The organism is Pelagibaculum spongiae (assembly GCF_003097315.1).
GTDB classification, from domain to species: domain Bacteria; phylum Pseudomonadota; class Gammaproteobacteria; order Enterobacterales; family Pelagibaculaceae; genus Pelagibaculum; species Pelagibaculum spongiae.
In genome coordinates this window covers 77,137-103,544 of the sequence record NZ_QDDL01000009.1, presented here as the reverse complement: position 1 = coordinate 103,544, position 26,408 = coordinate 77,137, and the positions used below count along the sequence as shown (strand labels likewise).

General features: G+C 42.9%; 18 protein-coding genes. 10 read left to right on the top strand and 8 right to left on the bottom strand.

Annotated elements, in window-relative coordinates; genetic code table 11:
• Window positions 1–30: 30 nt before the first annotated feature.
• A complete protein-coding gene (locus DC094_RS17540) occupies window positions 31–1,155 on the bottom strand; it encodes an efflux RND transporter periplasmic adaptor subunit (RefSeq protein ID WP_116688430.1) in 1,125 nt (374 codons plus the stop codon).
• 822 nt (window positions 1,156–1,977) lie between these two features.
• On the opposite strand from DC094_RS17540, the gene DC094_RS17535 reads away from it, so the two are divergent.
• The 6 genes from DC094_RS17535 to DC094_RS17510 all read left to right on the top strand — a co-directional run bounded on the left by DC094_RS17535 (window position 1,978) and on the right by DC094_RS17510 (window position 11,148).
• Window positions 1,978–3,531: a YjjI family glycine radical enzyme gene (locus DC094_RS17535; protein WP_116688429.1), complete on the top strand. Its 1,554-nt coding sequence runs from the start codon at window positions 1,978–1,980 to the stop codon at window positions 3,529–3,531.
• Window positions 3,532–4,440 (top strand): YjjW family glycine radical enzyme activase, encoded by a 909-nt coding sequence (locus tag DC094_RS17530; RefSeq protein WP_116688428.1) that lies wholly within the window; start codon window positions 3,532–3,534, stop codon window positions 4,438–4,440.
• 542 nt (window positions 4,441–4,982) lie between these two features.
• Entirely contained in the window at window positions 4,983–7,877 is a 2,895-nt protein-coding gene (rapA, locus tag DC094_RS17525; protein WP_241504088.1) for an RNA polymerase-associated protein RapA, read from the top strand.
• Between the two features lie 322 nt (window positions 7,878–8,199).
• A complete protein-coding gene (locus DC094_RS17520) occupies window positions 8,200–8,652 on the top strand; it encodes an excalibur calcium-binding domain-containing protein (RefSeq protein WP_116688427.1) in 453 nt (150 codons plus the stop codon).
• Between the two features lie 188 nt (window positions 8,653–8,840).
• Window positions 8,841–9,200 (top strand): DUF1636 family protein, encoded by a 360-nt coding sequence (locus tag DC094_RS17515; protein ID WP_116688426.1) that lies wholly within the window; start codon window positions 8,841–8,843, stop codon window positions 9,198–9,200.
• 1,078 nt (window positions 9,201–10,278) lie between these two features.
• Window positions 10,279–11,148 carry an AraC family transcriptional regulator gene (locus DC094_RS17510; protein ID WP_116688425.1) on the top strand — a complete coding sequence of 290 codons (870 nt, stop codon included), beginning with the start codon at window positions 10,279–10,281 and terminating at the stop codon, window positions 11,146–11,148.
• A gap of 518 nt (window positions 11,149–11,666) precedes the next feature.
• Here DC094_RS17510 and tnpC read toward each other — a convergent pair.
• Window positions 11,667–13,109 (bottom strand): IS66 family transposase, encoded by a 1,443-nt coding sequence (tnpC, locus tag DC094_RS17505; RefSeq protein ID WP_116685486.1) that lies wholly within the window; start codon window positions 13,107–13,109, stop codon window positions 11,667–11,669.
• 655 nt (window positions 13,110–13,764) lie between these two features.
• Between tnpC and DC094_RS17500 the strand changes: the two genes are divergently transcribed.
• Both DC094_RS17500 and DC094_RS17495 read left to right on the top strand, forming a co-directional pair.
• Window positions 13,765–15,720, top strand: a complete 1,956-nt coding sequence (locus tag DC094_RS17500; RefSeq protein ID WP_158527377.1) for a leukocidin family pore-forming toxin — start codon at window positions 13,765–13,767, stop codon at window positions 15,718–15,720.
• A 208-nt stretch (window positions 15,721–15,928) separates the two neighbouring features.
• Window positions 15,929–16,324 (top strand): SirB2 family protein, encoded by a 396-nt coding sequence (locus tag DC094_RS17495; protein WP_241504087.1) that lies wholly within the window; start codon window positions 15,929–15,931, stop codon window positions 16,322–16,324.
• A 68-nt stretch (window positions 16,325–16,392) separates the two neighbouring features.
• Here the strand turns inward: DC094_RS17495 and tpx are convergent, their stop codons facing one another.
• Window positions 16,393–16,899 (bottom strand): thiol peroxidase, encoded by a 507-nt coding sequence (gene tpx, locus DC094_RS17490; RefSeq protein WP_116688422.1) that lies wholly within the window; start codon window positions 16,897–16,899, stop codon window positions 16,393–16,395.
• A 124-nt stretch (window positions 16,900–17,023) separates the two neighbouring features.
• Entirely contained in the window at window positions 17,024–18,295 is a 1,272-nt protein-coding gene (gene zapE / locus DC094_RS17485) for a cell division protein ZapE (RefSeq protein ID WP_158527376.1), read from the bottom strand.
• Between the two features lie 95 nt (window positions 18,296–18,390).
• Between zapE and DC094_RS17480 the strand changes: the two genes are divergently transcribed.
• Entirely contained in the window at window positions 18,391–19,032 is a 642-nt protein-coding gene (locus DC094_RS17480) for a hypothetical protein (protein WP_116688420.1), read from the top strand.
• Between the two features lie 461 nt (window positions 19,033–19,493).
• Here DC094_RS17480 and DC094_RS17475 read toward each other — a convergent pair whose 3' ends face one another.
• The 4 genes from DC094_RS17475 to epmB all read right to left on the bottom strand — a co-directional run bounded on the left by DC094_RS17475 (window position 19,494) and on the right by epmB (window position 25,613).
• On the bottom strand, window positions 19,494–20,453 hold the full coding sequence (locus tag DC094_RS17475; protein WP_116688419.1) for an adenylate/guanylate cyclase domain-containing protein: 960 nt from the start codon (window positions 20,451–20,453) through the stop codon (window positions 19,494–19,496).
• A gap of 76 nt (window positions 20,454–20,529) precedes the next feature.
• Window positions 20,530–22,575: an EAL domain-containing protein gene (locus tag DC094_RS17470; protein WP_116688418.1), complete on the bottom strand. Its 2,046-nt coding sequence runs from the start codon at window positions 22,573–22,575 to the stop codon at window positions 20,530–20,532.
• Between the two features lie 30 nt (window positions 22,576–22,605).
• Window positions 22,606–24,492, bottom strand: coding sequence for a cyclic-di-GMP receptor FimW-related protein (locus DC094_RS17465; RefSeq protein WP_133245607.1), 1,887 nt, complete (start codon window positions 24,490–24,492; stop codon window positions 22,606–22,608).
• A 107-nt stretch (window positions 24,493–24,599) separates the two neighbouring features.
• Window positions 24,600–25,613, bottom strand: a complete 1,014-nt coding sequence (gene epmB, locus DC094_RS17460; RefSeq protein WP_116688416.1) for an EF-P beta-lysylation protein EpmB — start codon at window positions 25,611–25,613, stop codon at window positions 24,600–24,602.
• A gap of 80 nt (window positions 25,614–25,693) precedes the next feature.
• Between epmB and efp the strand changes: the two genes are divergently transcribed.
• Window positions 25,694–26,263: an elongation factor P gene (efp, locus tag DC094_RS17455; protein ID WP_116688415.1), complete on the top strand. Its 570-nt coding sequence runs from the start codon at window positions 25,694–25,696 to the stop codon at window positions 26,261–26,263.
• The last annotated feature ends 145 nt before the right edge of the window (window positions 26,264–26,408 follow it).

Below are 26,408 nucleotides of genomic sequence, written 5' to 3'. Positions count from 1 at the left end.
CTATTAATAAGGGTTTTTAGTCGTCATTCATTAGTTACTGAGAGTTATTGCTTGGTTGAGCTTCAAACCAAAGCGACCGGCTTGAATAATCAAAGCTTGTTGGTCGATGCTGGCTTGAAATGGACGACCTTCTTCGGCATTTGGCACGGTAACAAAGCGGGCAATAGTATTACCGCTCTGGTCAGTGTCGCTAATGAAAAACCCGTACTGATTATTACGCTTTTGCAAAATATCCGAAGGTAAAAATGGCTGGGAAGCTTTCCATAATAAACGGCCACTCAAGCCATTAATGGCTTGCAGGTTAGTAAAAACCAGTCTGGCTTGTTGGCTGCGAGACGTTGAATTAACTAAGGGCAAAAGCGTTCGAAGTTTTAATGGATAATTCTGGCCAGCTGTTTGTAATTGATAACTGCCTGCATCAAGAAAACTTTTTTGGTCAGAAATAGCAATGGAGGCAACCACTTCTTGTTGGCTTAGCTGGGTGAGTTCGATGATCGGTTGGCCAACATTTATCCATTCACCTTGATTGGCAATTCGCTGGCTAACCACTCCAGAAAAAGGCGCTTTTATTTGGCAGCGAGACTGTTGGTTTTGTGCATTTTTTAATCCCAACTCACCACTAGCAACCGAAATTTCGGCTTGTTTAAAGGCATGCTCTTTAGCATCCAGAGAAGCTTCACTTATGCTGCTGGTACGCTGCATAGTTTGTGCGCGTTGCCATTCTCTTTGGCTAAAGCTGCTTTGTTGCTGTGCGTTAGATAGTTGCTGCTGTTGCTGGGCAACGGCGGTGGTGTAATCCAGACAATTTAGTTGTGCCAGAATTTGTCCCTTAGTCACCTGGTCGCCCACTTTTACTGGCAGACTCAGCAATAAAGCGCCCAGCTGAGAAGCCAGTTTGCTTTGATTCAATGGCTGAACAAAAGCCGGTGCGCTGCGCTGGGGGTAAAACAATAGCTGACTTGCTGGGACTGTAGTCACGCGCAGTTGATTTTCATCGACCTGGATGTTCTCTTTGGCGATTGCTGTGTTGCCATAGCTTTGTAAGCCAATGGCAGCGCCAAGCATAATGCTGACCCGCAAAATAAGGTTCAAGCTGTGAATCAGGGGGCTGGTCTGAAGCCTGTCAACCAATGATGAGCGCATAAGCCGGTTCATCGATAACTCCGCATATTATAAGTAGTGTTACTGTGCTGATGAGATTCGCTCGATGGTAGTGATGGCGGCAGTTCCAGAACAAATCTCGGAATGGGTGCTGGCACGGTATAGCTCATCGAACGATTGCTTCTATCAGTTACAGACAAAAAGTCAGCTTATAAAAGCATGATTTATCAGACTTTGCACCTTCCAATATTGCTGCTTTTTTGATTCAAATTTCCAAAGTAGCTCAATGTGAATAACCTCGAAGGTTAGTTAGTCTCAGCTATAACAATTAATTATCTCTGTTATTAAAATTTTTTGGCCTAAGATTGGCTTGTTACCGCTGGCTTTTGTTTGCCAACCGTTAAGGTTTGTCAAGTAGGCGTTTTCTGGGCAATAGTTGCAGCGATTCTCCGGTTAGATCGTTTCATTAGTGTGAGACTTATCACAAGCTTCTGTGGATAACTCTGTGGTCAAATGACCTTAAGGGTGGGGAGTAGTCAACAAACACCAGATTACAGGCGGGGTTATAAATCTGGTTGTTTTTTGATCAGTTTCGGTTGGCTTCTGTAGCTGATTTGAATTGAGTACTTGGTATTGGCTGGAATGCTAAGAGGTTACATTTCTCTGGATGCTTTAAATCAGCTGTGAGTGACAGAATGTTTGGTGATTAATGGCTTTATCTATCTCGATGAAACTTAATGGGTATAGCTGATACCAACAAACCCCTATTGCGCTTAATCATCTCAATAATTATTCAAAAGGCGCACACTATCTCCAAGCCACCTCAAGATCATGAGCAGACAGCTTGCTGTAGTGGTTCGTTAATGGAGATATCTAGTGAGCCAGCAAACCCGATTACGTCAGATCGCCAATGATCCAAAACTCAGTTATGCGCAGAAATCCCGCTATTTATCGCTGGAAGCCGACGGCATGCTGGATTATCCGCAATTGCCACAGGCGGCTCGTCAGGCAATGGACCAGGGGATGATTTGTGATTTGTTTGAAGGCCATGCGCCTTTTAAGCCTCGCTATGTATTGCCCGATTATGAAAAAGCCTTGCAGCAAGGCAGCAAATGGTTGGAATTAGAACCGCCACAAGATCTTGATGAAGCAATTAACTTCCTGTTAGTGCTTTATCACCATGTGCCTTCAGTCACTAACTTGCCGGTGTCAGTTGGCCGATTGGATGTGTTGTTAGAGCCGTACCTTGATCAATCAATTAGTCAGGCACAGCTGGAAAAGAAAATCCGCCTGATGTGGCAAATGATTGATCGCACCCTGCCGGATGCATTTATTCACGCCAATATTGGCCCGCATGATAGCCGTGTTGGGCGAGCAGTATTAAAAGTGGATGGTGAGTTGGCGCAAGTGGCTCCCAATCTGACCATGCGCTATCAGGCTGGGATTACTCCAGATGATATGTTGCAGCAGGCAGTGGAAAATATTTGTAAGTGTAATAAGCCGCATATTGCCAACGAAGCGATGATCGCCAAAGATTTTGATGAAAAAGGGTTTGGAATTGTCAGCTGTTATAATTCTTTGCCCTATGCTGGCGGTGCTCACACGCTGGTGCGTTTAAATTTAAAACAAGTAGCCGAAATGTCTGATGGCACTGAAACTGACTTTTTACAGCGGGCGATTCCGTTGGCATGTCAGTGGATGTACCAAGTGATTGATGCGCGAATTGATTATTTAGTGAATCAGTCAAATTTTTACCAAAGTAGTTTTTTGGTCGCAGAAGGTTTGATTGATCCAGAAAGATTTACCGCAATGTTTGGTACTTTTGGCTTGGCTGAAGCGACTAATTACTTAATTCAGGCAAGTGGCCAACAAGGTCGTTACGGCCATGATCAGCAGGCCAATCAATTGGCATTAAGAATTACTCAAGCATTGGCTGAAATTGTTGAAACTACCCCGGTAAAACATTGCTGGCGAGAACGCGCTATGTTCCATGCGCAAAGTGGAATCAGTATTGATACCGATACCAGCGCCGGTTGCCGTATTCCTTACGGTGAGGAACCAGATAATTTACAGCATATTTTAACCGTATTGCCGCATCATAAATATTTTACTGCGGGTATTAGCGATATTTTCCCGATTGATGAAACCATTGAGCAAAACCTTCAAGCATTAATGACGGTCTGCAAAGGCGCACTCGACCAAGGCTTGCGAATGTTCACAGCCAATGTAGCTAATAATGAATTGATTCGTGTTACGGGTTATATGGTACGCCGCTCAGACATTAAAAATATGCAAGAGAAAGGATCGCGGATAAACAGCAGTGCATTTGGTGCGGAAGCGGTTGAGAAATGCAATATTTTACAGCGCAATGCACGAGTAATTAGTCAAGAAATGCATCCGTTTTTTAATGGCTCGGATGACGCTCGTTAAATGAAAATATCACGATTTAATCGTTCAGACGACTCAATGCTGTTAGCGCAAACTAGTGATGGTTGCACAGGTTGTAGTCACTCGCCTGACGCTGAATCGGCGCAGGCTTTAGTCAGTCGAATTATTCCTTTTTCCTGTGTCGATGGCCCAGGAAATCGGTTTGTAATATTTCTGCAAGGCTGCAATTTTCAGTGTAAAAATTGTCACAACCCGCACTCAATGAATGCTTGTGACCATTGCGGTGATTGCCTGCCTGGCTGCCCATCTGGCGCGCTATCTATGATTGATGGCGCGGTGGAGTGGGATACTACGCTGTGCCAAAGCTGTGATCAGTGTATTGATATTTGCCCGAAGAACAGCACGCCTATGGCGCAAAATATCTCTTTAGCGGAAGTGATTGAGCAGCTACTGCCAGCAGCGCCATTTTTAACCGGTGTAACTGTGTCAGGTGGTGAAGCCACTATGCAGCTTAAATTTATTCAGCAATTGTTTCGGTTAATTAAAAACCATCCGCAATTAAGCCACCTTGACCGATTGATTGATTCTAATGGCTATCTGGGAGTTAAAAGCTGGCAGAAAATCTTGCCTGATTTTGATGGGGCAATGATCGACATTAAAGCGATTGACGATACCTTGCACCAAGAGTTAACCGGCCGATCGAACCAGCGGGTGTTGGAATCAATTCATTTTCTCGATCAACACAATAAGCTCACCGAACTGCGTTTTCTGGCGATACCTGATGTTACCGACCATCAGGCTGATCAAGTGGCAGCTGTAGTTGCCTCATTGAGCAGCAAGCCTAAAGTGAGAGTGAATGCTTTTAGTAATACCGCTGTAAAAGGCGAGGCTAAAAAATGGCGCAATCTTTCTTTGGATGAAAAAAAATTGATTGAAGAAAAATTTAAATAGTCAGTTTTTAAGATGCTTGATAGTTTTCTGGCATTTGATCATATTGATTCTTTTAGATAAATACCTACGCGGGCAAACAATATGTTGATTCGGTTGTGGTAAATATCAGCGAATCTGCTGGTTCAGCCTTAAGGCGCACCTAATATTTGAAGATAGATTCCTCGCAGTTCAATTTTCTGCTAATACTCACGCAGCGATTAATACAACTTAAAATGACCCATTAGCAATTAGACCAAATTGCTATTCTCCTACCGAATTCTGATTGCAGCTAGCAGTCTGATGGCTACACTGATTCCGACGTTAGTGACTCACTGACTCATTATTTCTATCCCAGCCACTTCAAATTGTGATTTACAGTGATTTGAAGATCTTTGGGTATATATGTTTCAAGTAACAAGTCATGACAAACCATAATTGAGCAAATATACGGCGAGCGGTATTTGCCTAACGGTTGCATGGCTTTTACAATTCGCGACCGATCTGGATATCTAAACCTTGCGAACACGGCAGCTTGTTAAAAGTGAGTCGTCTGCTGGAGAGCCATGACCCTGGCAAATAATGAATACCTGCCCGGCCAACGCTGGGTAAGCACCACTGAGGCTGATTTAGGCCTAGGTATTGTGGTAGAGAACACTGGCCGTTTGGTGGAAATTGCATTTCCTGCCGCTGGTGAAAGACGCACCTATGCGATTGATCAGGCACCGTTAAGCCGCATTGTTTATCGCGAGGGTGAGCAAGTGACTTCAATTGATGATGTCACTATCACCGTGATGGGCTGCGAAGCCGATGAGTACGGCATTTTGCATTATGCAGGCACCACTGATGAGGGTGATTCAGTGCTGTTGGCAGAAACCGAACTGGACTCTTTTGTTCGTTTTTCCAAGCCGCAAGATCGACTGTTCTCTGGTCAGATCGACAAGAACAGACATTTCGAATTGCGCGCTGAAACCCTACGTTTAAAGCACCGCCTAATCCAGTCACCTGCTTATGGTTTGATTGGTGGCCGGGTTCAGCCATTAAAGCACCAGTTTTATATTGCCAATCAGGTTGCCAGTCGCCACGCGCCACGCGTGTTATTGGCCGATGAAGTTGGCTTGGGTAAAACCATTGAAGCAGGTCTGATTTTACATCAGCAGCTGATTCGTGGTTTGGCCGAACGTGCACTTATTCTGCTGCCAGATTCATTGATGCACCAATGGCTAGTGGAAATGCTGCGCCGGTTTAACCTGCAGTTCACTATTTTGGATGAAAACCGTTGCCTGGACCTGCAAGAAAGCGGCTTTGAAAATCCGTTTGAAAGCGCCCAGCTGGTGTTATGCCCACTGTCATTCTTGGAAGAATATCCCGAGCGTCGCGAGCAAGCAGAAGCGGCTGGTTGGGATTTATTAATTGTTGATGAAGCTCATCACCTGGAATGGCATGAAGATCTGCCAAGTGAATCCTATTTATGTGTTGAAGCTTTAGCAGCGGCGATTCCCGGTTTGTTATTGCTTACTGCAACGCCAGAACAGCTCGGTGTTGAAGGTCACTTTGCCCGGTTACGCTTGTTGGATCCGGCGCGTTATCACGACCTCAACAGCTATTTAGAAGAAGAGTCAGATTACCGGGAAGTCTCCGACCTGGTAGAGCTGATGATGCAAGACACTGCGGCCAGCCAGATTGTGGCTGAGCCAGAGAAGTTCTCCAATATGATGGAGTTTCTCGGTGAGCAGGCGACTGAAAAATTATTAACCGAGTTGGCGACTGGCGATGCAGATGCATCTAAAGCGGCAATTGACCATGCAGTGAGCCAATTGCTCGACCAACACGGCACTGGCCGGGTGCTGTTTAGAAATACCCGCGATGCGATTGCCGGTTTCCCAGAAAGAAAGCTAACCATTCACAGCTTGCCGCAGCCTACCGGTTGGCAAGCACTTACCGAGCAAGCTGAACTGGAGCAACAACTGCGCCCAGAAAGCCTGTTAGGTGATGGTTGGATGGAGCTCGATAGCCGAGTTTCATGGTTAACCGAATGGTTAGAAGAACATCGTAGTGAAAAAACATTGGTAATTTGTGCCAATGCCAGCACGGCTCAAGCTTTGGAAGAACGACTGCGTACTCGTGCGGCAATTCGTTCATCAGTATTCCATGAAGGGTTAAGCCTGGTTGAGCGTGACCGAGCAGCGGCATGGTTTGCCGATCGCGAAGCCGATAGCGCCCAAGCATTAATTTGTTCTGAAATTGGTAGTGAAGGTCGTAACTTCCAGTTCGCCAGTCATTTAGTGTTGTTTGATTTGCCGCTAAACCCTGATTTGCTCGAGCAGCGAATTGGCCGTTTGGACCGTATTGGTCAAAAGAACACGGTACAAATTCACTTACCTGCTTATGAGCATTCTGCAACAGAAATGCTGGCCAATTGGTATCACAAAGGCATCAACGCTTTTGAAACACCCTGTCCGGCAGGTTTGCAGTTGTTTGATCAGCTAGAACAGCCATTACGCTTTTGTTTGGCAAATGCTGGCAATGTTGAGCAAGACGAAACATTTGCCGCATTAATGGAAACCAGCCAGCAGTTGGCAGAAGAAACTCGCTTACGCCTGCAAGAAGGTCGTGACCGGTTGCTGGAGTTAAATTCTTGCCAACCCGCCAAGGCTGAAGCTTTGCTGGAAGAGTTTGATGAAGCCGAATTCACCGAACTCATGGCCAGTTACTTCAACCGGGTATTGGACCAGTTCGGTGTGACGCGAACTGACCATAGCGAAGCGTGTCAGGTCATCACGCCAAGTGCTCATATGACGGTCGACAGTCTGCCGGGCTTGAGTGAAGACGGCATTACCGTCACCTATGATCGTGAGCACGCACTTAGCCGTGAAGACGTTCATCTGTTGACTTGGGAGCACCCAATTGCCCAAGGCGCAATGGAGATTATTACCGATGGTGAGTTTGGTAATACTTCATTAGTCACCTTGCATTTGCCACCGCTTCCGGCCGGTTCATTACTGGTAGAAACGTTGTATACCTTGCATTGCCCAGCGCCAAAATCGCTGCAATTGCAGCGGTATCTCGACACGCCTTACCTGCGCTTTGTAATGAACGACGCCGGTAAAAGCCTCGGTCATGTATTAATCGAGTCCAAGCTAAACAAGCGAGTCGAGCGGATTAAAACTGGCAAGGCGCGTGAAATGTTGCGTCATATTCAACAGCCGGTGGAAGGTCTGCTACTTAAAAGTGGTGCATTAGCCAAAGTCGAACAGCAAAAGTTGCTCGATCAGGCGTTGGAAAAAATGCACCTAAGCATGGACGATGAAATTGAGCGTTTAGTTGAATTAGCCAAGGTTAATCCGAATATTCGCGCTGAAGAGATTGAAAAACTGATGGCCGATAAAGAAACACTGCAAAGTTTCTTACAGCACGCCACCGTTCAGCTGGATTCACTGCGAGTAATTGTGGTGGTGTAGCAGAGATGTAAATAGTGGTGCAGATTGCGGTGTAAGCCGTGTATCTGGCTTACATTGTTTGAAAAGAAATCCTCGGTCAGTAATGGCCGGGGATTTTTTTGTTTTCTATTTCATCTTTATCATTTTTAAGTTCCGCGTAGGTCAGCCTTTAACTTATGCGAAGCGTGACAGAGCTAGACGTAAAGATTAGCCAATGTTTTTTAGGTATGTTGTTAGCCATAGTATTTAAAAGTATTAAACAACATGTTTCTATCTCGCAGTTAAAAAGTTGCGGTATGATAGGCAGTAAACATGTAACTCAATAACAGGGCAGTTTTTGAATATGAAAAAACTTATCATCATTGCCATTCTTGTTGTAATTGGATGGTATGGAAATCAGCTTTATCAAAAAAACCAATTTCCTATCTTGCAGACCCAAGATACTAATTTTCAATCTTCAAGTATGACCAAATGTATCGCCCAAGATGGCAAAGTATATTATGGAAAAATATCAGAAGACATTGACTGTGATCGAATTGAAAAAGTGAAAGGGTCAGTACAAATAATTTCAAGTAACCAATTTAAGTATGAATCAACACCTGAGGAAAGTAGTTCTTTCCAGGAGAGTAGCCCCAAGAAATCCTCTTCTCGGTACAGTTGCACTGGTAAGCAGCATTGTTCCCAGATGAGCTCATGCGAGGAAGCTAAGTTCTATATTAAAAACTGCCCAAATACTAAAATGGATGGTGACCATGACGGCATTCCTTGTGAGCGACAAATTTGTGGTCATTGGTAGCCAACGCTCGGAATTAAAAGACTCCACTGTCGCGGTTTCAGTTGATATTTAAACAACCTAAAAGTTGCGCAGTCAAAGTAAGCTGCAGTAACTCCATGCAATAAACACCCAATACCCTTACAAATTATCGGTTGATATATGAAGGTCGGCTGAATATGCTGCGGCTTTTCAACCCTGAGTAAATCGCAATGGCAGATGCTGAATTAATAATATGTGAGACCTGTGGCTACAGCTCTGATCCTGAGGTGTTGAATGGCGGGCAGAAGCTGCATCAATCGTTGCAACAGACGGTACAGCAACAAGCCGTTGGGGCATTAGAGATAACCACTACGCGTTGCCTGATGTCGTGTAACAGAAAGTGCAATGTCTATTTACGCAGCCCCGGCAAGATAGGGTATGTGATTGGTGATTTGTCCGATGCAGGTGATCATAACCAGGCACTGTTAGATTATGTGAAGTTTTACCAGCAATCTGAATCGGGCGAAGTGGCATTTAAAGATTGGCCAAAATTAATAAAAGGAAAGTTTGTTGCAAGGTTGCCGCAATAAACATTAATCGATGTGTTTATTTTTAATTAATTAATAGATATCGCAGATATAAACCCGGGGGCGGCCCAAGTTGAATCTATGGTTCCCGGGTGCGCCCACAGGCTTACCCAGGCTACGAAAACCAATTGGTTTTTTTATTAATAAAACTCCGATATTTCGATTAACTCCGAACTAAAGTAGGTTGGGTAAGCCTGAAGGCGCACCCAACGATGTAGGCGTCTTGTAGCATCATCCTCTGAAAATACTTACGCAACGATTAATATGCTGATTTAAGTTTACTATCGACATCATCTAATGAAGGTGGCTTCGAATGAACCATCTTTGTTCTATGTCGCAGGCGTTCCGTTCAATATTCCCAACCACAGCTCCAGTCAAAACCCAAATCAGTACATCAAGCATGAACTATATCTCAATGCACTTTCTGGCCAATAAATATCCATTTATTTCAAACTGCTATTTGAGTTGATAGCAAAGGAACCGGCCAGCATGGCTGACTACTCTATCAATAGCTGTGGTCAATTTTCGACAAAACGCTACAAAATCATTGTATTTGTCACAGTGGAAAACTGTTGAATATAACCCAAGGCATTTCACTTCAAATAGCTTCAATCAGTCGAAAACTGATTGAGTTGATTGGCTAAGCAATCGTTGATTAGAAACTGGAAACTACTAGATGTGGTAGTGTTGATAGTGTTCACCTACTACAAGTGGATTTTCAAACAAAATAAAAAAATTTACCATCTAACAAAGACTTGCGAAGAGAGTTATCAAACGAATCTGTGGATAACTCTGTTGTTATCTTGTCAGCAAACCTGTTTCTCTAAGACAAGTGACTGCTACCAATGGCTTTGCGAGTACTTATAAAAACTGTACGTTTTTTGATCAAATTACAAGGAATTGCAAGGAAGCGTCAAAAAAGACTTCCGGTGAGTGGTTGCTGTAACCGAATCATGAGTGCAAAGCTAAAAAGGCAACTGCGGTCATGCATTTGTTACTTCCAGAGAGCAAACTAGCGGTCAGCAAGGCGGCATAACCTGAATATTTCAGGCGCAAGTTTCACTAGGGGAGTGTATTTGAAGTGAGTTATCTGAAGCGCTATCAAAAAGTCATTGAATATATTGAGCGTCATCTATCTCAGCCGATGACATTGGATTTGTTATGTCAGAAAGCTTGCTTGTCCAAATTTCACTTTCATCGTCAATTCCAAGCGCTGTTCGGTTGTACGCTAGCGGTTTATATCAAGCGCCAGAGAATGCGCCGTGCGCTGCACCAGCTGTATTTCCGTAAGCAGATGCGGGTGATAGATATCGCACTAGAGAATGGTTATGAAAATCCAGAGTCATTTAGCCGGGCTTTTAAAGAAATCCTCGGCGTATCGCCCAGCCAGTTTCGCAAAGAAGCGGACTGGAACCTTTGCCAATCTTTAATTGATCAACTTAATCTGGGCAGTATTTTTATGGCTGAGTCGCAAAAGTCAGATGATTGGAAGGTAGAACGGGTCGATTTTCCAAAAATTCGCTTGGCTGTGCTAGAGCATTTGGGTGACCCTAAAAATGTCATGCAATCGGTTGCTAAGTTTATTGATTGGCGAATAAGTAGCCAGCTATTACCGCGCGATGCCAGACTTTTTAACCTGATTTATGATGACCCTGAAAAAGTAGCAGCCGAAGACTTTCGCCTGGATATTGCTGCAGAAACCAAAGTGAATATCCCAGATAAATATACTGAAATGGTCGAGAAATCGATTGCAGCGGGTCGCTGCGCCAGAATTCGACATGTTGGATCGGATAAAAACATGGCAGAAAAAATATATTATTTATATTCACAATGGATGATTAACAGCGGCGAAACCCTGCGAGATGCACCATTGTTTTTTGAATGGATCGCCATGTATCCAGATGTGCCAGAGAATGAGCAGGTGGTGGATATTTATTTGCCGATTGAGTGAAGCACTTTTGTGGCAAGAGTCAGTGGCACTAACTTATTAAAATATTTTGTTCTTTGAATTCATTTCCACTGAGTTACCATCCCTGATGTCTGAGTTCCGGCATCCTGCGTTGCCCTAATCCGTGTATCCTTGCATCTCCATGCTCGGAATGACAAGTTCGGAGTATGCCGCTTGGGTTCGTCATCCCGTCAGGGATTGGCGGGATCCAGTCACATGAAGGTGGCACTAATTTATTAAATTAATCCCGCCTGAAAAATTCCCAATCTCCTCGCCAATCGATGCAAGTTGCTCGAATGTATTTTGAGTGGTTTAGCCGTTTTTTCTTAATTGTATTGATTGTTTTCTAGAGATAATTCAATCAATTGTTTTAGTAAATATCAACCGTATCTTTCATTGAAATGTTGTTTGAAGCCAATGTAGCGGTCAGTGATATCACCATTAAAATAGAAGTAAGATCAATTTCTGTCTTAACTTCTTCTGCCAAGTTTTAGTTGGTTGCGAGGTAACCATTCAGCATGTCACACCAACCGATCCAATTTCTCCTGAATAAAGTCCGGCCATTTACCCGCAAATAATAACGACAAAGCTTCCCCAACACCGACCCCATTTTTTTGGCAGGTCGATATATAGCTCCGGATTCTGCAATACGCTTTCACGCCATCCCATGAGCGGAAGCAGCCTGATATCTTCTGCTGAACCTTGCTCATACGGAAGTCCCGTTCACCCTGATTATTGGTAAACGGTGCTCGGGTATTACTCATAAACCGCAGCACGTCTGCTTCAAAATCCCGCAGCCGCTCTAATAAATTTCTCGATTTACTTCGTGCTAATTTCCCTCGTTTTAATTGACCTTTTTTATCCGCTTTTTTTGGCTCAGGTGCCGGGCATTCCCGATCACCTGCTTTTAATATTTTTCGATATCGCTTCACCCATTTTTGACACTGCTTTTCATCCAACTCACCCCCCGCCTCATTGACTGCTGTATTCATTTCATAAAGCAGATCTTCCATTGCCTTGGCCCACTGCTGGCCATCTTGCTCATGGGCTCGCGCCAATTCACGTACATGATGGGCGTTACACAATACATGCAAGCACAGCACAAATCGGTAGTAGCTTTTCCAGTGATCGTGTACCAATAAACCGGTAAATTTAGGCAAGATGTCGATCGCTTCCATTGCCTCGATACCTCTTGATTCATGCGCTTCAATCCACGTCCAGCGGTCATTGCTCGCGACATGTAGCCACTTTCGTTTACCATTGATATTGACGCCGGTTTCATCGGCATGAATCAAATCTCCAGCACGCAAAATAGCCGGTACTAACTGAGCAAATGGCTTCAGTCGATGAAAAGCTTCCTGATTAAAATTGGCAAGGCTACCGGTGCTGATTGGCGCATCCAATATCTCAGCGAAGTGCTTTTGAGTCCGTTCATAAGGAATCAGCTGGTAGCTCGACATATAAACCGCGTTGGCTTTAAACTCATTGCCATATTGTATTGGCCGAGTGACCCCTTGCGGAAACTCAGCAACAAACTGGTTACCCTGCTCGTCTTGTAGAATCTGCGCCCGATATTCGGTGACATATCGGGTAATACGAACATCAACTACTTGGCGGCTTTCACTGCCAACAACACGGTATTTTCCTTTCGGCAATTGGCTACGATCAATCGTAATATCCAGCACTTCATCTGGGTCTTTCACCGGTGATAAATTACTGCCTTTATGGCCAGGCTGCCCGCCTGGGTTTTTATTGCTTTTGGCGCGCGATTTCTTTTCTCGATTAGGATCTGCCGATGGCGGAATGCTGGAGTTTTTGCTGTTTAGCCCTTTGCTATCAAGCAATATCTTAACGACGAGCATCAGCATACGAACCATCGCCACCAGTTCGGGCGGTAAGCTTTTGCTTTTGGCTAACAATCGCTCGGTTTCAGCGATTGTTTTATTAATTTCGATTGAGTCCATGCGGTTATTATCGCACAGGTTTTCAGGGTGGTTTTTTTGTCTCTGAGGCTTACTGTGGCGACTTTTTAGAAGCGGAATGCTGATGCGCTATTCTGAGCAAAAAACATTGATAATCAGGTGTGTTAATAGCAGTTTAATGCGGCGTTTAAGTGGTATTCTGAAAGAGGTGCTTAAATTCGGGAAAATATCAAAAAACCTGTCAAGCGATTTTTATATTAAATTGTGCTGAATGGTTACGTTGCGAGCGTAGATTTTATAATGAAAGAATCATATGTTAATCCTGTGGTGGCAATAGATATGGTTAGAATGAATCTTTTTCTAAGAGTAGTTTTCTACGTTTTTCAGCAATTAACTAAAATATCAACATAAGAAAATTCAGAGCGCTTTGAAGAGCCAGTCTGGCCTAAAATTTAAGTGTAAGCGTATTGCTTTACGGCTGTTGTGAGTATTGGTTTTTAGAGTGTTCGGTGTAGGCCGGAAGAGATAATAAAAATAAAACACTATGTCACAACAATGAGTTAGACGTGACAATTCTGACTTATTTTACTTTTATTAACTTCGAAAATACATATTAATGACTTACGTCAGCAAGCTTAGTGGCTTTTCACAACATTCTAAATTTATCAAAAAAATATAATTTCGAATGGGGAACAACATGAAATGCACTAGGAAACCGTTATCAGTTGCAGCACTTTTTATATCACTATTCAGTGTTGCTCATTACGCAAATGCGCTCCCTTTTGATAATCCGAGCAACTTTGCCTTGAATTACATTACTGGCAATCTAAATAATTCTGTTTACCTGAATTTAAATGATACTGCAGTAAATAAAGCACTATCGGAAACACTAACAAGTATTAAGCAAGGAAAGGTCGTTGTTCTTGATAGTACTGAGGCAACGAGTATTACAGTTGCACACGAACAATTAATTCGTGTTTTAGGTGTTGCAACGCCTGCCCCTATCACCTTGGTCTATATGAAAGATGGAGAGATTGTTTCTCATAGCCTTGGCGTTAATAGTGATGCGTCGGATTTTCAAAATATTGATCTAAATAGGCTTTCGAGTTCATTGAACAGTGCATTGGCGAAAGTTGCACCAAGCCTGCCAAAGCAAGAACAAAGATCAGTAGAAAGTATTGGCGCTATATCATCATTGGGTGCTGAAAATTCCGGCACTGCAGAATTCGCTCTTTCGAATAATTTTGGCATATTAAATGAAGAGCCTGCACCTAAAGCAACTTCATACTTACGCGCTAAGTCACAATCTAGCGTTAATAGTTATACTCCGGTTTTAAATCGAACGCTGATTGTTTCTTATGATAATTTACGATGCGATTTGTATAATGATGTAGGGTTTAATGGCAAATCTGATCATTGTCGTGGAAAAGAGACTTCTGTCTCATTACATTTTAGAGTTTCAATGATTCGATCATTACAAGGTCGCGATTCAGAGAATGCCAAGTATTTCAGAATATCTCTCGATGAAACCCAAGGTGCAGGCGCTGGCATTCATATTTCTGATAGCGCTAACTATACGCATACTTGGTTTCAGTCATGGGCACATAGACAGGCACGCATCGGGCCGCTACTAGAAAATTACAGTTTTTTCTTGCGACCAACAGAAAACACAGGCGATGTAACGTTACACCGACATTTGCCTGGTAATGAAAATGTCCGTACCAATTATTCAGAAACCAGTAGCATTTCTATTGGTGCAAGTGCGTCCGTTGGCGCGACTGTTGGCACAGATGGACCAAAAATTGGTGCAGATATGGGCGCATCATTCGGTTTTTCACAAAAACGCTCTCTATCGTTCTCTACTAATGAATACAAGATAGAAAATCAGTCCAGATACAATACTACCGATATTAGTTATAAGCGTGAGGGGGTTTGTAAATTCCTCAAGGGAACTCCGTTTGTTGGTAATGAGTGTATCCGGCTTGACTGGGTAGGCGGACAGCAGAATCTTTTTGATACAGACCGCATTACTCCAATTGCATATGCCAATATGAAACCACAGCTTGACGTTATTTATCGTGCACCCGCTAGTAAAACAGGCATTTCAAAAATATCTGGGCACTCTAAATTAACCATTACCAATTACTTTGCAGATAGAGTTTACTCTGGGGCATGGGATACCACTGGCAGTAAAGGATCATCTTCTTTTACTTATACCTTCCCACATAACTTTTCAGTTGATTGGAGCCACCCAGTTTTTCAGCCTGAAGCTAACGTCCGCTTGCAAAGTTTATCTAGCAATAACAGCTGCCTTGATGTTAACCGAAACAACGCTGCCGCTGGAACCCAAGTTATTGCTTATACCTGTCATGGCCAAAGAAACCAGATGTGGGGACTGGATAACCAGGAACGGTATCGCTCAAGAATTCATGATAATCGTTGTTTAAATGTCAATTATAAAGGTGAGTTGACTATCGAAAGCTGCACGACTGCATTATCTCAAAAATGGTTTTGGGATGGCGACTTGCTTAAAACGCGCCGCCCAGAATTTTCTGGCTACAGCATTCAGGATAATGGATTAATAAACACTGCTACTGTAACCAAATCATCAGATAAAAGTAGCTGGTCACCTTACTTGAAAGAGTTTGAATAGCTGAAATATGTAGCCAGCGCTCATGCGCTGGCTATTAAAAAATGAGGCGAACCTTAATGAAAAAAATCAATGTTGTACTAATGGCTACACAACGATAATATCGATCTTGCTTTTGCAGGTCACTGAATCAGCCAGGGTTATTGAAAAGTATTTTTTTTCATGACGATTTTTAGGGATGTTTTTAAAGGATGTTAATAGGAAGGCTATCGTGCTGTATTTAACTCTGAAACAATTGCATATTGCTTTTGCCGTGACCAGTATTGGTTTATTTGCGCTGAGATGGTTGGTTTCTTTGAGCGTTCGGCGTTGGTTGCAGCATCCGTTTTTCAGAGTATTACCCCACCTGATTGATACTTTACTATTAGCTTTTGCGATAGCGCTATGCCTGATATTGCAGCAATACCCGATTGCACAAGACTGGTTGACGGCTAAGGTTGTCGCTTTGGTGGTTTATGTATTACTGGGTTATGTTGCGATTAAAGGCGGTAAAAATTTCACTCAACGCTTTATCGCAGGCATCGCATCACTTGTCGTAGCTGGATATATTGTTGGTGTAGCGATTTATCATAATCCATGGTCATGGGCAGTGAATTATCTAAATTAGCTTTAAAATCTTGTTCGAAAACAAAAAAAACCAGCAGCTGCTGGTTTTTTTATAAGTTTTAATTCGTCTTAACAGTTTGCCAATGCTGCCATTGCTGCATCATAATCTGGCTCGTCGACAACTTCTTTTACCAGTTCGCTGTGAACAATATTATGCTGAGCATCTAAAACCAGTACTGCTCTTGCGTACAATCCGTTTAAAGGACCACTTTCCATTAGCACGCCATAGTTTTCTTTTAAGCTATGGTGACGGAAATCTGAGGCAGTGATTGCATTCTCAACACCTTCGCTGGCACAAAAACGGCTGAAAGCAAAAGGTAGATCTAAAGATGCAAACAAAAGCACCGTATTATCTGCTGAGGCCATTTTTTGGCTAAAGGTTTTTAACTGTAAAGCACAGACAGCGGTATCAACACTTGGGAAAATATTGAAGATAACTCGCTTGCCTTTTAAATCGGCCAGAGAGAGTTCAGATAGATCACCGGCGACCAAGGTAAAATCAGGTGCAGGTTGCCCAACAGCAGGAAAATCGCCATGGGTTGTGACAGGATTGCTTTTGAAAGTTAGGTTAGCCATTTGCGATCACTCCTGAAGTGATTAGTATTCGAGTATAAATTCAAGCCCCCTATCGTGACTCGCAAAGCTAAGTGAAGTTCCACATGGCAAGTGCGATTATCGTGATTGGGTAATAATAAAATTTTCATAAAACCCCAAGCAAAACTGGGTTACTAGCTGTTTTTCGCTGATATTGCTCGGACTGCATTTCTATCAGACGGCTATGGGTTCGTTGGAATTCAAATTCTAAACCGCCTGAACAGTAGAGCCGTTCTAAAGCGACTTCAGCACTAATCACCAGTTGAATATTTTGGTCGTAAAGCTCATCGACTAGGCTAATCAACCTTCTTGCTTCGTCATCCATTCTGGCGGCTATAAAAGGACGGTCAGCTACTTTGGCAATCATGTCAATTGCATCTTCGGTGCCCCGAGCGACTTTCTTTTCACGTAATTCTCCGCCTAAAACCGGAATGCCGCTAATGTAGATAATCTTAAATTTTTCTGCGAGTGCAATATAGTCATTTTGACTTCTGGGGCCGCTACATAGTGCCATAAAATCAAACCAAATCGCATGTGGGGTGATTATTTCAGCGCTAATGCTTCTGCCTTCAATTTGAATCGTTTGTTGGTATTGTATGGTGCCTTTATCAATTTCCGATGCATGGAAATTAAAAAACTGTCGTTGCATTAATGGCTGTTGAACACTCAGAAAGTAGCTAGAATATTGAGTGCTTAATGAAAGTGCTTCCGGCAGTTTATTCACTCGGTGGTCAATTGCACCATCAAGATAAAGCACGTTCATTTCGGATTGAATTAATTCAATTGCCGGCAGGAACCGTTCTCTTTGCAATCCATTTCGATAAAGCAATTCTGGTTTGACATTGGAAGTACATATAATGGTTACGCCAAACTGAAAAAAGTAATCTAACAGCCGACCTAAAATCATCGCGTCGGCAATGTCTGAAACAAAAAATTCATCTAAGCAAAGCAGCTGGTGTTTTTTCGAGAATGATTTTGCTAAATATTTTAAAGGATCAGGTTTTCCTTGTAGCGTTTTTAGCTGTGCGTGAATCGATTTCATAAAACGATAATAATGTAATCGAACCGATCGGCGAGGCGCGGTTTTATGGTCTGTTTGCTTGTTTTCAGCTGCTGAAACAGATTGATAAAAGCAATCCATCAGCCAAGTTTTGCCACGACCCACTGGTCCCCAAATATATAAAGGCTGGCAAGCCAGTTGCGGTTTGCGCCACCGTGCTAAAAGAGAAGCGCTGTTGTTTTGTTCAAGCTGTTGATAACAGGTCTGAAGCGCTATTAGAGTCTGCTGTTGTGCTGGGTCAGATGCAAAGCCAGCCTGGGCAGTCGCCGCTTGATAGCGCTGCACAGGGGATAATATGGAGCAAGGTTGTTGGGGCATAAAAAGCATTGCTTAAGTAAAGTGGCGCAGTCAGGTTAACGGAAACAGTTGTGAGCTTCTAATATTATGAGAATTATAGGGTAAAGGAATGCCGTATGTGGTTTGTGGTTTTCGATTTAGATGAGACATTGATTTGTTGCGAGCATCGGTTGAGTCGTTTGACAGAAGTCCAGGCTGAAAATGTAGATGAACGCATTCGGATGTTGTCACCTTCCCAGCAAGATGATTCCAATCTGAGATATTGGATAGCTTTGTATCGTAAAGAGCATGGAATGTTGTTTTTAGCCTTAGCAGAATCTATTCGTAAAGGTGATGCGATCTTTTTTATAATAACTGCTGGTGAATATCTCCAGAGCCAAACTTGTATGATATTAGAATTGATGTTTGGTTTCGGCGATCCGGAAATTGAATATCTATTTTCTCGAGCTAATGTTGTGAATAGACGTATGTTGCTAGATTTATATGCAGAAGATAAAAGTAAATTGACAGCTGAAAATTTTGCTAATGCTAAGGCAAGAGCAATGAAATCATTTATGCTTTTATATAATGTTTTGTTTAAAGTTTCTGGTGAATCAAATCTCATTACTACTAGTGACGTAGTGTTTGTTGATGATAATGTATTAAATAGAGAATGTGCGAAGGGTTTTGGATTTAGGTCAATTGATCCTACAAAGAATAATTATTGCAAAAATATATATAAACTAACTTCATTAATAAAGTTGTCTTGTCGTAAGTAAGGATTAATTAGTCGTTGATTTAGAAACTCGGAAATTTAAAATTATCTCAGGCCTTGTAGATTTGATGAGGCCGAAAGTGTTCTATATATTTCGGAATTTCCTACTTTCGTGTGAGTCATGTAGCGAAATCAAACATCTAACGATACGCTCCAAAGCTGTCTGATTGCGCCGAAGGATTATAAAACCTACATGTGGTACAATGTTCGGTGCTTCGGGAAACAGGATGTTTATTATATTTTATGAACCTTGGTATATTTAAATGTATCAAGAAATAGTGAATGCTATCGTAGAAAAAACATTGATAGATAAACAAACGTAATTATTTACACATGAACCATAAGCGCGGGCTTTTCTGCTCATTGGTCGAAAAAATGCATGTTAGCCAAACAAACCGAAGAAATGATTATTTCACATTAATCCAAGTTGAAAAAAGGCTATATTTCCGATATTGATTTAAGTTGCTAAACGATTTCTTGAGTTAGCAGGTGATTACTCTGTCGGTGGATTAAATCTTGTAGTGTTTGATTCGCTGACAGCAAGCTGTAGCTTTTAACGGGAATGTAATTGTTGGGTAACGTTGGGTAATAGCCTTGAGATTGCAGGCTTAGCGCTATCTCTTTTGAAAGGTTGTCTAATAATATTTGACTAATTAGAATTTCTCCGCCGCGAGTCGCCCGACATAAACGTCCTGCATATTTTAATTCATCACCGGCCAGTGAAAAATGTGCGCTGGCTTCTGAAGTGAGTGTACCAACTAACACATGGCCACTGTGTAGAGACATTTGAATGCATTGGCTAGCTTGAGCGCTTTGGATTTGTAGTTCACGAATTAATAATGCGCAACTTAATGCGTGTTTGGCATGGTAATCATCTGCTTGAATTAATCCAAAAGAAATAACAGCCCCGCCATTATTGTGAACATTCATACTGCCATCATAGAGCTTTGCCGCATGTTTTAATTGTTGCTGTAATCGGCTTGAGCCTTGGTTGGGATAAATTTGAATATATAAAATACTGCCGAAAGATGTATGGCAGTTAAAGTCCAGCGGTGAGAAGGCGCGCATTGCTTCACTGTACAGCGGGTCAGGAAGAATTTTTTGCAGGGTTTCGGCGACATCCTTCTGGGGCAGCAGCCCTTGGCCCATTCGACTGAATGACTGGCACAACTGGTCAAGGTCGGCAGGTTGCAGCTGAAGGCTTTGTTGGTCGACATTTTGTCTTGCATCATGCAATAGCCACAGCAATAGTCCGCAAGTTGCACTGCAAACAGAAATTAATGAGATTAATAAAAGCCTAGCGTTGTAGCTTAAGTCGGCAACAGGCAGTCCCATAATCACCAAGCCAATCAGCATTAAACTGCTGCAAATTAGCGTAATAAAAATAAGGCGAGGGAATCGGTAACTTGAAATAAAAGAGGTCATAACTTAAACCAGCAACAATACTGGCTTAAGTATGGCTTAGCTTGCCGAGGCTGCCAGCATTGCTGGCGATTTGTTATTAGTTTTCGTCGAAGTCATAATCGAGTTGTTGGTGCGGTGGCTGCAGGTAGTAACCCTGTATGTAGTTGACTCCGTACTGCCATAGCTGTGCTAAGGTACTGGCATCTTCAACCTGTGGAATTACCGACGCACATTCAGATGAATGAACTTGATCAAGCAACGAACGGAATCGATCCTTGCTGCCTTTTTCATCACCAAGCTGGCGAGTAAATTCGCCGTGGAATTTAACGAAATCGACATCCATATGTTTCAGAATTGCTTTAGGATCTTCTGACAAACCAAAATGGTTTAAAGCGGTTTTGAAACCATACTGCCTGAGTTGCAAGTTAAGCGTTCTGGCTTTGGAAAGCTGCTTAGCAACTTCTTCTTCATTAAATTGGAATACCAGACTTCGCGGCGGAATTTCCAATGTATTGGTAAGCTGTTGGGCTTTTTCAGCTAGTACTGGTGAGTTGTATGACTGGCCACTGACAATCATAAACAATCGTATTTGACGGCCTTTATCTTGCTCTTTTTTCAGCTGGTGGCACAGTTTTTCTAATATCCACAAATCAAGCTGATCGCAAATACCCGCCTTGATTGCGGTGGGAAAAAAATTGCCGGGAGACACCATGTCGCCTTCTGGATTTTTTAATCGTAAATACGCTTCGTAAGTTTCGGCAGGTGTGCCATGTAAGCTTACGATGGGTTGATAATTGAGGAACATATCCTGATTAGTCATGGCATCAAAAATCATTTGAACCATTGCAGGGTCTACATCGTTATTATCAGAAGCGATAGGTTTGTGTGCGAGAATTTCTATTGGTGTTTTCTTTTCAATCGATAACTTTAATGCTTGCCCTGCATGCTTAGTTAATTCCACGACATTTTTGGCGCTACTTAAAGAAACCATGCCAAAATGTGCATTTACGGTTAGCGTTGTATCGCCGGTATCTATCAGTAGCTCATCAGCCTTTTCATATAATTTACAGAAAAGCTCTGTAACAGATTCCCTATTTTCGTTAGGAATAAGAACAATTAAATGACCATCATTTAATCGACAAAATTCATATTCATGTGGTAATTCTTGATCTAATAAATTTTGCAGCGCGTGCAATTGATGGTCTGCTGCTAATTCGCCATATTTTTCTCTGACATCTTCAATTTGATCTGGGCTGGTTAATACAATCCAACCTGTTGGGTTTCTTTCTAATAGTGTTTCAAGTTTTTCCAGAAAATTATTTTTATGTTGGCAACGGCCATCATCTAATAAATCGTGGGATATTAAACTAGAATTGCCGGTTTGTAATTGCAATTGAATGCAAGATTCACTTTCAAAAACACTACTTGAAAAAGTAATTTCACTGAGAAAATTACGACTGCCATCTGCCGAGTGCATCATAAAGGTTTCTGAAACTTGCAGCTGTTGATCCGGGTGGCGCAAATGTTCCGCTAATCTTTTCTGGTCTTCGCGAGCAACTAAATCCATTACTGGCAAACAGGTCAGTTCTTCAATATCTTCAATGCCAAATAGTTCGCAGTAAGTATTATTGGCGTGAATATGCATCCCATCGGTTAAATAGGAAATTGCTAAAGAAGAATTGCTGAGAAGTTGTTCACATCTGGCTTCAGCTTCATTGGCTCGGACATGTTCTGTTTGGCAGAGGCGTCTGACACGAAGGTTTTCAAACTCGCGGCGAACAACTTGTTTTAAATGCTCTGATTGTTGTAAAGAGATGCAGTCACTGATGCCTTGCTCTAGCTGTTGAGCGAGCAGGGGTAAGTCTGGCTGATTATCAGTTAGCCACAGTATTGCTACATCGGATTGATAGCTAAAAATAGTCTGTATTGCCTGTTCTTGAGCGAGGTGCTCTAGATTTTCAGATGCAATACAAACATCCCATTGGCTGCCTTGTAACGACTTTTCTAATCCGGAAAGGTTATCGATTCGTTCACTACGAATACCAAAACCCGCCTCTCGAAGGAGGCGGATTACTGACTGTGACCTTTGCGAGTTGTCGTCCAGCAATAATAGGTAAAGTGTTTCCAGGTTACTTCTCGGCATCCTTCGCCGGTACTCCTTAGACCAATTGCACTAGATCAACGTCCATACCGAAGCAAACTCATCGGAGTCTGTATCTGCATCATTACCAGCTGAAGATGCGCTGGTTGAATTGAGTTGATCCAGCTGATTAAACTCGAATTGATTGTAGCTGGTTGTGCAGGAGACTAACCGTGTCAAACGCGCAGTTACCACACCTTCTTCGGTATCAACTTCAATAATGTCGTTGACCTTGTAAGGAAGTGATGGAGTTAACAAGGTTGCAGGTTGTCTTACTGCTGCCAGTTCAGGTAAAAGCAAGCCTCTCAGACTTTCTCTGTGATCTTTTTTAGGCAGGCTGAGTTTGACGGTTTGCGCTGCAGGTGCAAGAAGTTGAACACCAAATTCAACAGACAATTGTCCGTTTCTTCGAACCCAGCGAATTGCACCAATATTCCATTGCTCTGACTGCTCTTCTTTTTCGTTCTGCATCACCACCAGTTCGCCCGCTTGAAGTTGGCGAGGTACGGTGCCTTCCAGTTGTAGGCAGAATCCACCAGGAGAGAGGTTCTTTAAACGACCTTTCTGCTGGTTATAAGCACTACGAATAGATTGGAAATTGGCGGTTGGCGCAGCTTGTTCTTTTACCGGCGTATCTAGCGCAGTTAAATGAAGCTCGGACACTTCTTTAGAACTACGGTGAGACACCGCATCCCAAATATCAGCGCTGGTGGCTTCTTTCTTTTCTTCTTTTATAAAACGATTTTTACTCGCCTGGGCATAAATATCGTTAGCATGTGGTTCATAACCTTCAATGGTGACATTGGATAAACTAGAGGTTTTCCAGCTTTCAATTTTTACCTTGCCGCCTTTAACCGTCTCGGGTTTTTCAGAGATTTCAGGTTGCTGATCTTCGCCGCTCATGAAAAAGTGGGAAGAGGCTAGGCCAACACAAATTTGTAACATGCCATCTGATTGGGTTCGGCTAAAGGAGCGGGTAGATGTGCTACCCCAGCAGCGAATTAAATGGCGTAATAATAATTGAGTGCTGCGATTGGTAGCATTAGATGCTACTTCCGGTTTTCTGAGGACATCCTGTAGATAAGCAACCAGCTCCGTAGTGTCCAGAGCTAGCAATTGGAAAGGCTCGCTTTCTGTAGAAATCATATGCCGATAAACCGGGCCTTGATCCTCGGCGCAATCAATCAGAAATAATGTTTCATCAGAAATATTTTCCTGAATTTTGGCAAATTTAGACCATTCTGAAAGCTCGTGGCTTAGGCGACTAATGTCGGTTTGGCGCATTTGAAACGTATTCGCGGCACCCATTAATAGTGCTTTCAGATAAATTTCATTGATGGTATCTGTGCCTTTCAAGCCCTCAATCTGACGGGTGTGTAATCCGTTTGCCCGAGCAAAGCTGTAAATGCGGTGGATTTCTAACCATACCAACTTAGGGGCTGAGGAATAAAGCTTGAAGTGATGTAGCAATAGCAAGCGGGAATAATCGAGTGCACGTTCAGTTGCGGTGGCCAGCTGCTGAACATTGAACCGTCCACCGGTTTTTAAGGTTGCCTCAATTACCGACTTATAACCTAAGGTCATTTCCTGAAGCAGCGCTGCAGCCAAGGCGGCAATTTTGCGTTTCTTTTCATTAAGGACAATTGGCTGGCCAATGTAATGCTGTTGCAAGCTCCCGCAAATACCATTCAACTTTTCGCGCAATAATTCTAATGCAGCAAAACGTTTCGCTGGATCAAAAATGGTGCGATTGGTTTGAGTTAAAAATTCATAAATTGCCTTTGCGCTCTGTCCGGTATTCGCCAGTGGTAGGGAATCTAGCCAGGCGTTCATGGCTGCCGGTTTTATATCCGGTGTTGAACTGCTACTGGGCTGCTGCGGTGGCAGTGTAACCCCGACGGTGCCTGATGCATTGCTCACTGGACGTTCCCTTTGTCTCTTAGAATTAGCTGATTCTAACCCAATGAAAGCGAAAGGGAACAGCCCCTGATCCTCTTGGCGCAGATTCAATACTTTTAAGGCTGAGGTTATAAGTTGAGATCTATGGGTAGTTTGGAAGTGACCCCTGCTACCTCGCGCACCAACTTTGGTACCAGAAACCCTGGCAGCTTTTCAAGTAGTTGATGCATAAGATTTATTGCATTGGTTTGCGATACTTCAAAGTGTCCCGCGCCGGCAACTTTATCTAGAAGGTGCAAGTAATAGGGTTGTACCGATACATTAAATAAAGTTTCACTTAATTGGCATAACTGCTCACTAGAATCATTAACCCCTTTTAATAAAACAGTCTGATTAAGTAATAAAACCCCTGCGCGCTTTAATCTTTCGCAAGCATCTGTCAGGTCCTGATTGATTTCATTGGCATGATTAATGTGTAAAACCATCACGGGTTTTAATCGGCTATGGCCAATCCATTGCAGTAATGAGTCGTTGATTCTATCTGGAATCATCACAGGAAAACGGCTGTGAATTCGTAAGCGTTTTAAGTGTGGAATTTGATCCAATCGCGATGAAATGTCGCTCAATAGACGGTCGGGAGCTGACAGTGGATCACCGCCGCTTAAAATAACTTCATTAATTTCAGGATGCTGCTCAATATATTTAAGGCATTTCTCGATGCCCTGCTTACCCATTTGCTGTTGTTGATAAGGGAAGTGGCGACGGAAGCAATAGCGGCAATGCACTGGGCAAGCACCAGTGACCACCAATAGAACTCGTGACGGATACTTGTGAAGCAACCCAGATGGCGTCGATTGGTGTTGTTCATCTAGTGGGTCATTGCTGAAACCGGGAAAATGCTCAAGTTCAGCAAGATCCGGTAACACCTGCTTTAATAGTGGATCAGAGAGATTGCCGGGCTGAATTCTCTGTAGGAAATTATCTGGAACACGCAATGGAAAGCCGCTGGAGGCTTTTTCTAGTTGGCCGATCATTTCAACGGGTAGTTGTAGCCGTTCAACCAATTCCGATGCGCTGATTGCAGATTGCTTGAGCTGTTGCTGCCAGGTGGCCTGCAAACTTGAGTGACTTCGAGGTATCATAAGTCCTTTTGATTAATTGCGGGCAGCTGGAGCTGCATTTTCAGCAGGCGCCGCCGTAAAACAACTGACGGGTAACAATAATGGCGAACTATAGCACTAGCGAATTCCGTGGTGGCTTGAAGATCATGATCGACGGAGATCCTTGCAGCATCATCGAGAATGAATTCGTTAAGCCAGGCAAAGGACAAGCATTCAGCCGGGTTAAAATTCGTAACCTGAAAACTGGCCGTGTGGTAGAGCGTACGTTTAAATCTGGTGAATCGGTAGAAGCTGCCGATGTCATTGAAACAGATATGCAATATTTGTACAGCGATGGTGAGTTCTGGCACTTTATGACGCCAGAAACATTTGAACAATATCAGGCAGACGAAGCAGCAGTAGGCGATAACATCAAGTGGCTGAAAGAAGAAGACACTTGTGAAGTGACCTTGTGGAATGGTACGCCAATCCTGATCACGCCACCTAACTTCGTCGTTCTGGAAGTTACCGATACTGACCCGGGCCTGAAAGGCGATACTTCAGGTGGTGGTGGTAAGCCAGCAACTATGAGTACTGGCGCTGTGATTCGAGTGCCTTTGTTTATTCAAATTGGTGAGCAATTAAAAGTAGACACTCGTTGCGGTGAATATGTATCTCGCGCTAAAGACTAGATCTTAATCAGACCATCAAAAACCTGATGAGTTGATCGACTTTAGTGAAAACGCCTCGTAAATTTTACGGGGCGTTTTTTATGGATTTTATAGTTTATCGATTTTTAAAAATGATCTTCGAAAAATAATTAAAGCGATCCGGTCG

Excerpts from the sequence above, each read along its gene's own strand:
- DC094_RS17540 (WP_116688430.1), bottom strand. The coding sequence starts at position 1,155 with ATGAACCGGCTTATGCGCTCATCATTGGTTGACAGGCTTCAGACCAGC.
- DC094_RS17530 (WP_116688428.1), top strand. The coding sequence starts at position 3,532 with ATGAAAATATCACGATTTAATCGTTCAGACGACTCAATGCTGTTAGCG.
- rapA (WP_241504088.1), top strand. The coding sequence starts at position 4,983 with ATGACCCTGGCAAATAATGAATACCTGCCCGGCCAACGCTGGGTAAGC.
- DC094_RS17520 (WP_116688427.1), top strand. The coding sequence starts at position 8,200 with ATGAAAAAACTTATCATCATTGCCATTCTTGTTGTAATTGGATGGTAT.
- DC094_RS17515 (WP_116688426.1), top strand. The coding sequence starts at position 8,841 with ATGGCAGATGCTGAATTAATAATATGTGAGACCTGTGGCTACAGCTCT.
- tnpC (WP_116685486.1), bottom strand. The coding sequence starts at position 13,109 with ATGGACTCAATCGAAATTAATAAAACAATCGCTGAAACCGAGCGATTG.
- DC094_RS17500 (WP_158527377.1), top strand. The coding sequence starts at position 13,765 with ATGAAATGCACTAGGAAACCGTTATCAGTTGCAGCACTTTTTATATCA.
- tpx (WP_116688422.1), bottom strand. The coding sequence starts at position 16,899 with ATGGCTAACCTAACTTTCAAAAGCAATCCTGTCACAACCCATGGCGAT.
- zapE (WP_158527376.1), bottom strand. The coding sequence starts at position 18,295 with ATGCCCCAACAACCTTGCTCCATATTATCCCCTGTGCAGCGCTATCAA.
- DC094_RS17480 (WP_116688420.1), top strand. The coding sequence starts at position 18,391 with ATGTGGTTTGTGGTTTTCGATTTAGATGAGACATTGATTTGTTGCGAG.
- DC094_RS17475 (WP_116688419.1), bottom strand. The coding sequence starts at position 20,453 with ATGACCTCTTTTATTTCAAGTTACCGATTCCCTCGCCTTATTTTTATT.
- DC094_RS17470 (WP_116688418.1), bottom strand. The coding sequence starts at position 22,575 with ATGCCGAGAAGTAACCTGGAAACACTTTACCTATTATTGCTGGACGAC.
- epmB (WP_116688416.1), bottom strand. The coding sequence starts at position 25,613 with ATGATACCTCGAAGTCACTCAAGTTTGCAGGCCACCTGGCAGCAACAG.
- efp (WP_116688415.1), top strand. The coding sequence starts at position 25,694 with ATGGCGAACTATAGCACTAGCGAATTCCGTGGTGGCTTGAAGATCATG.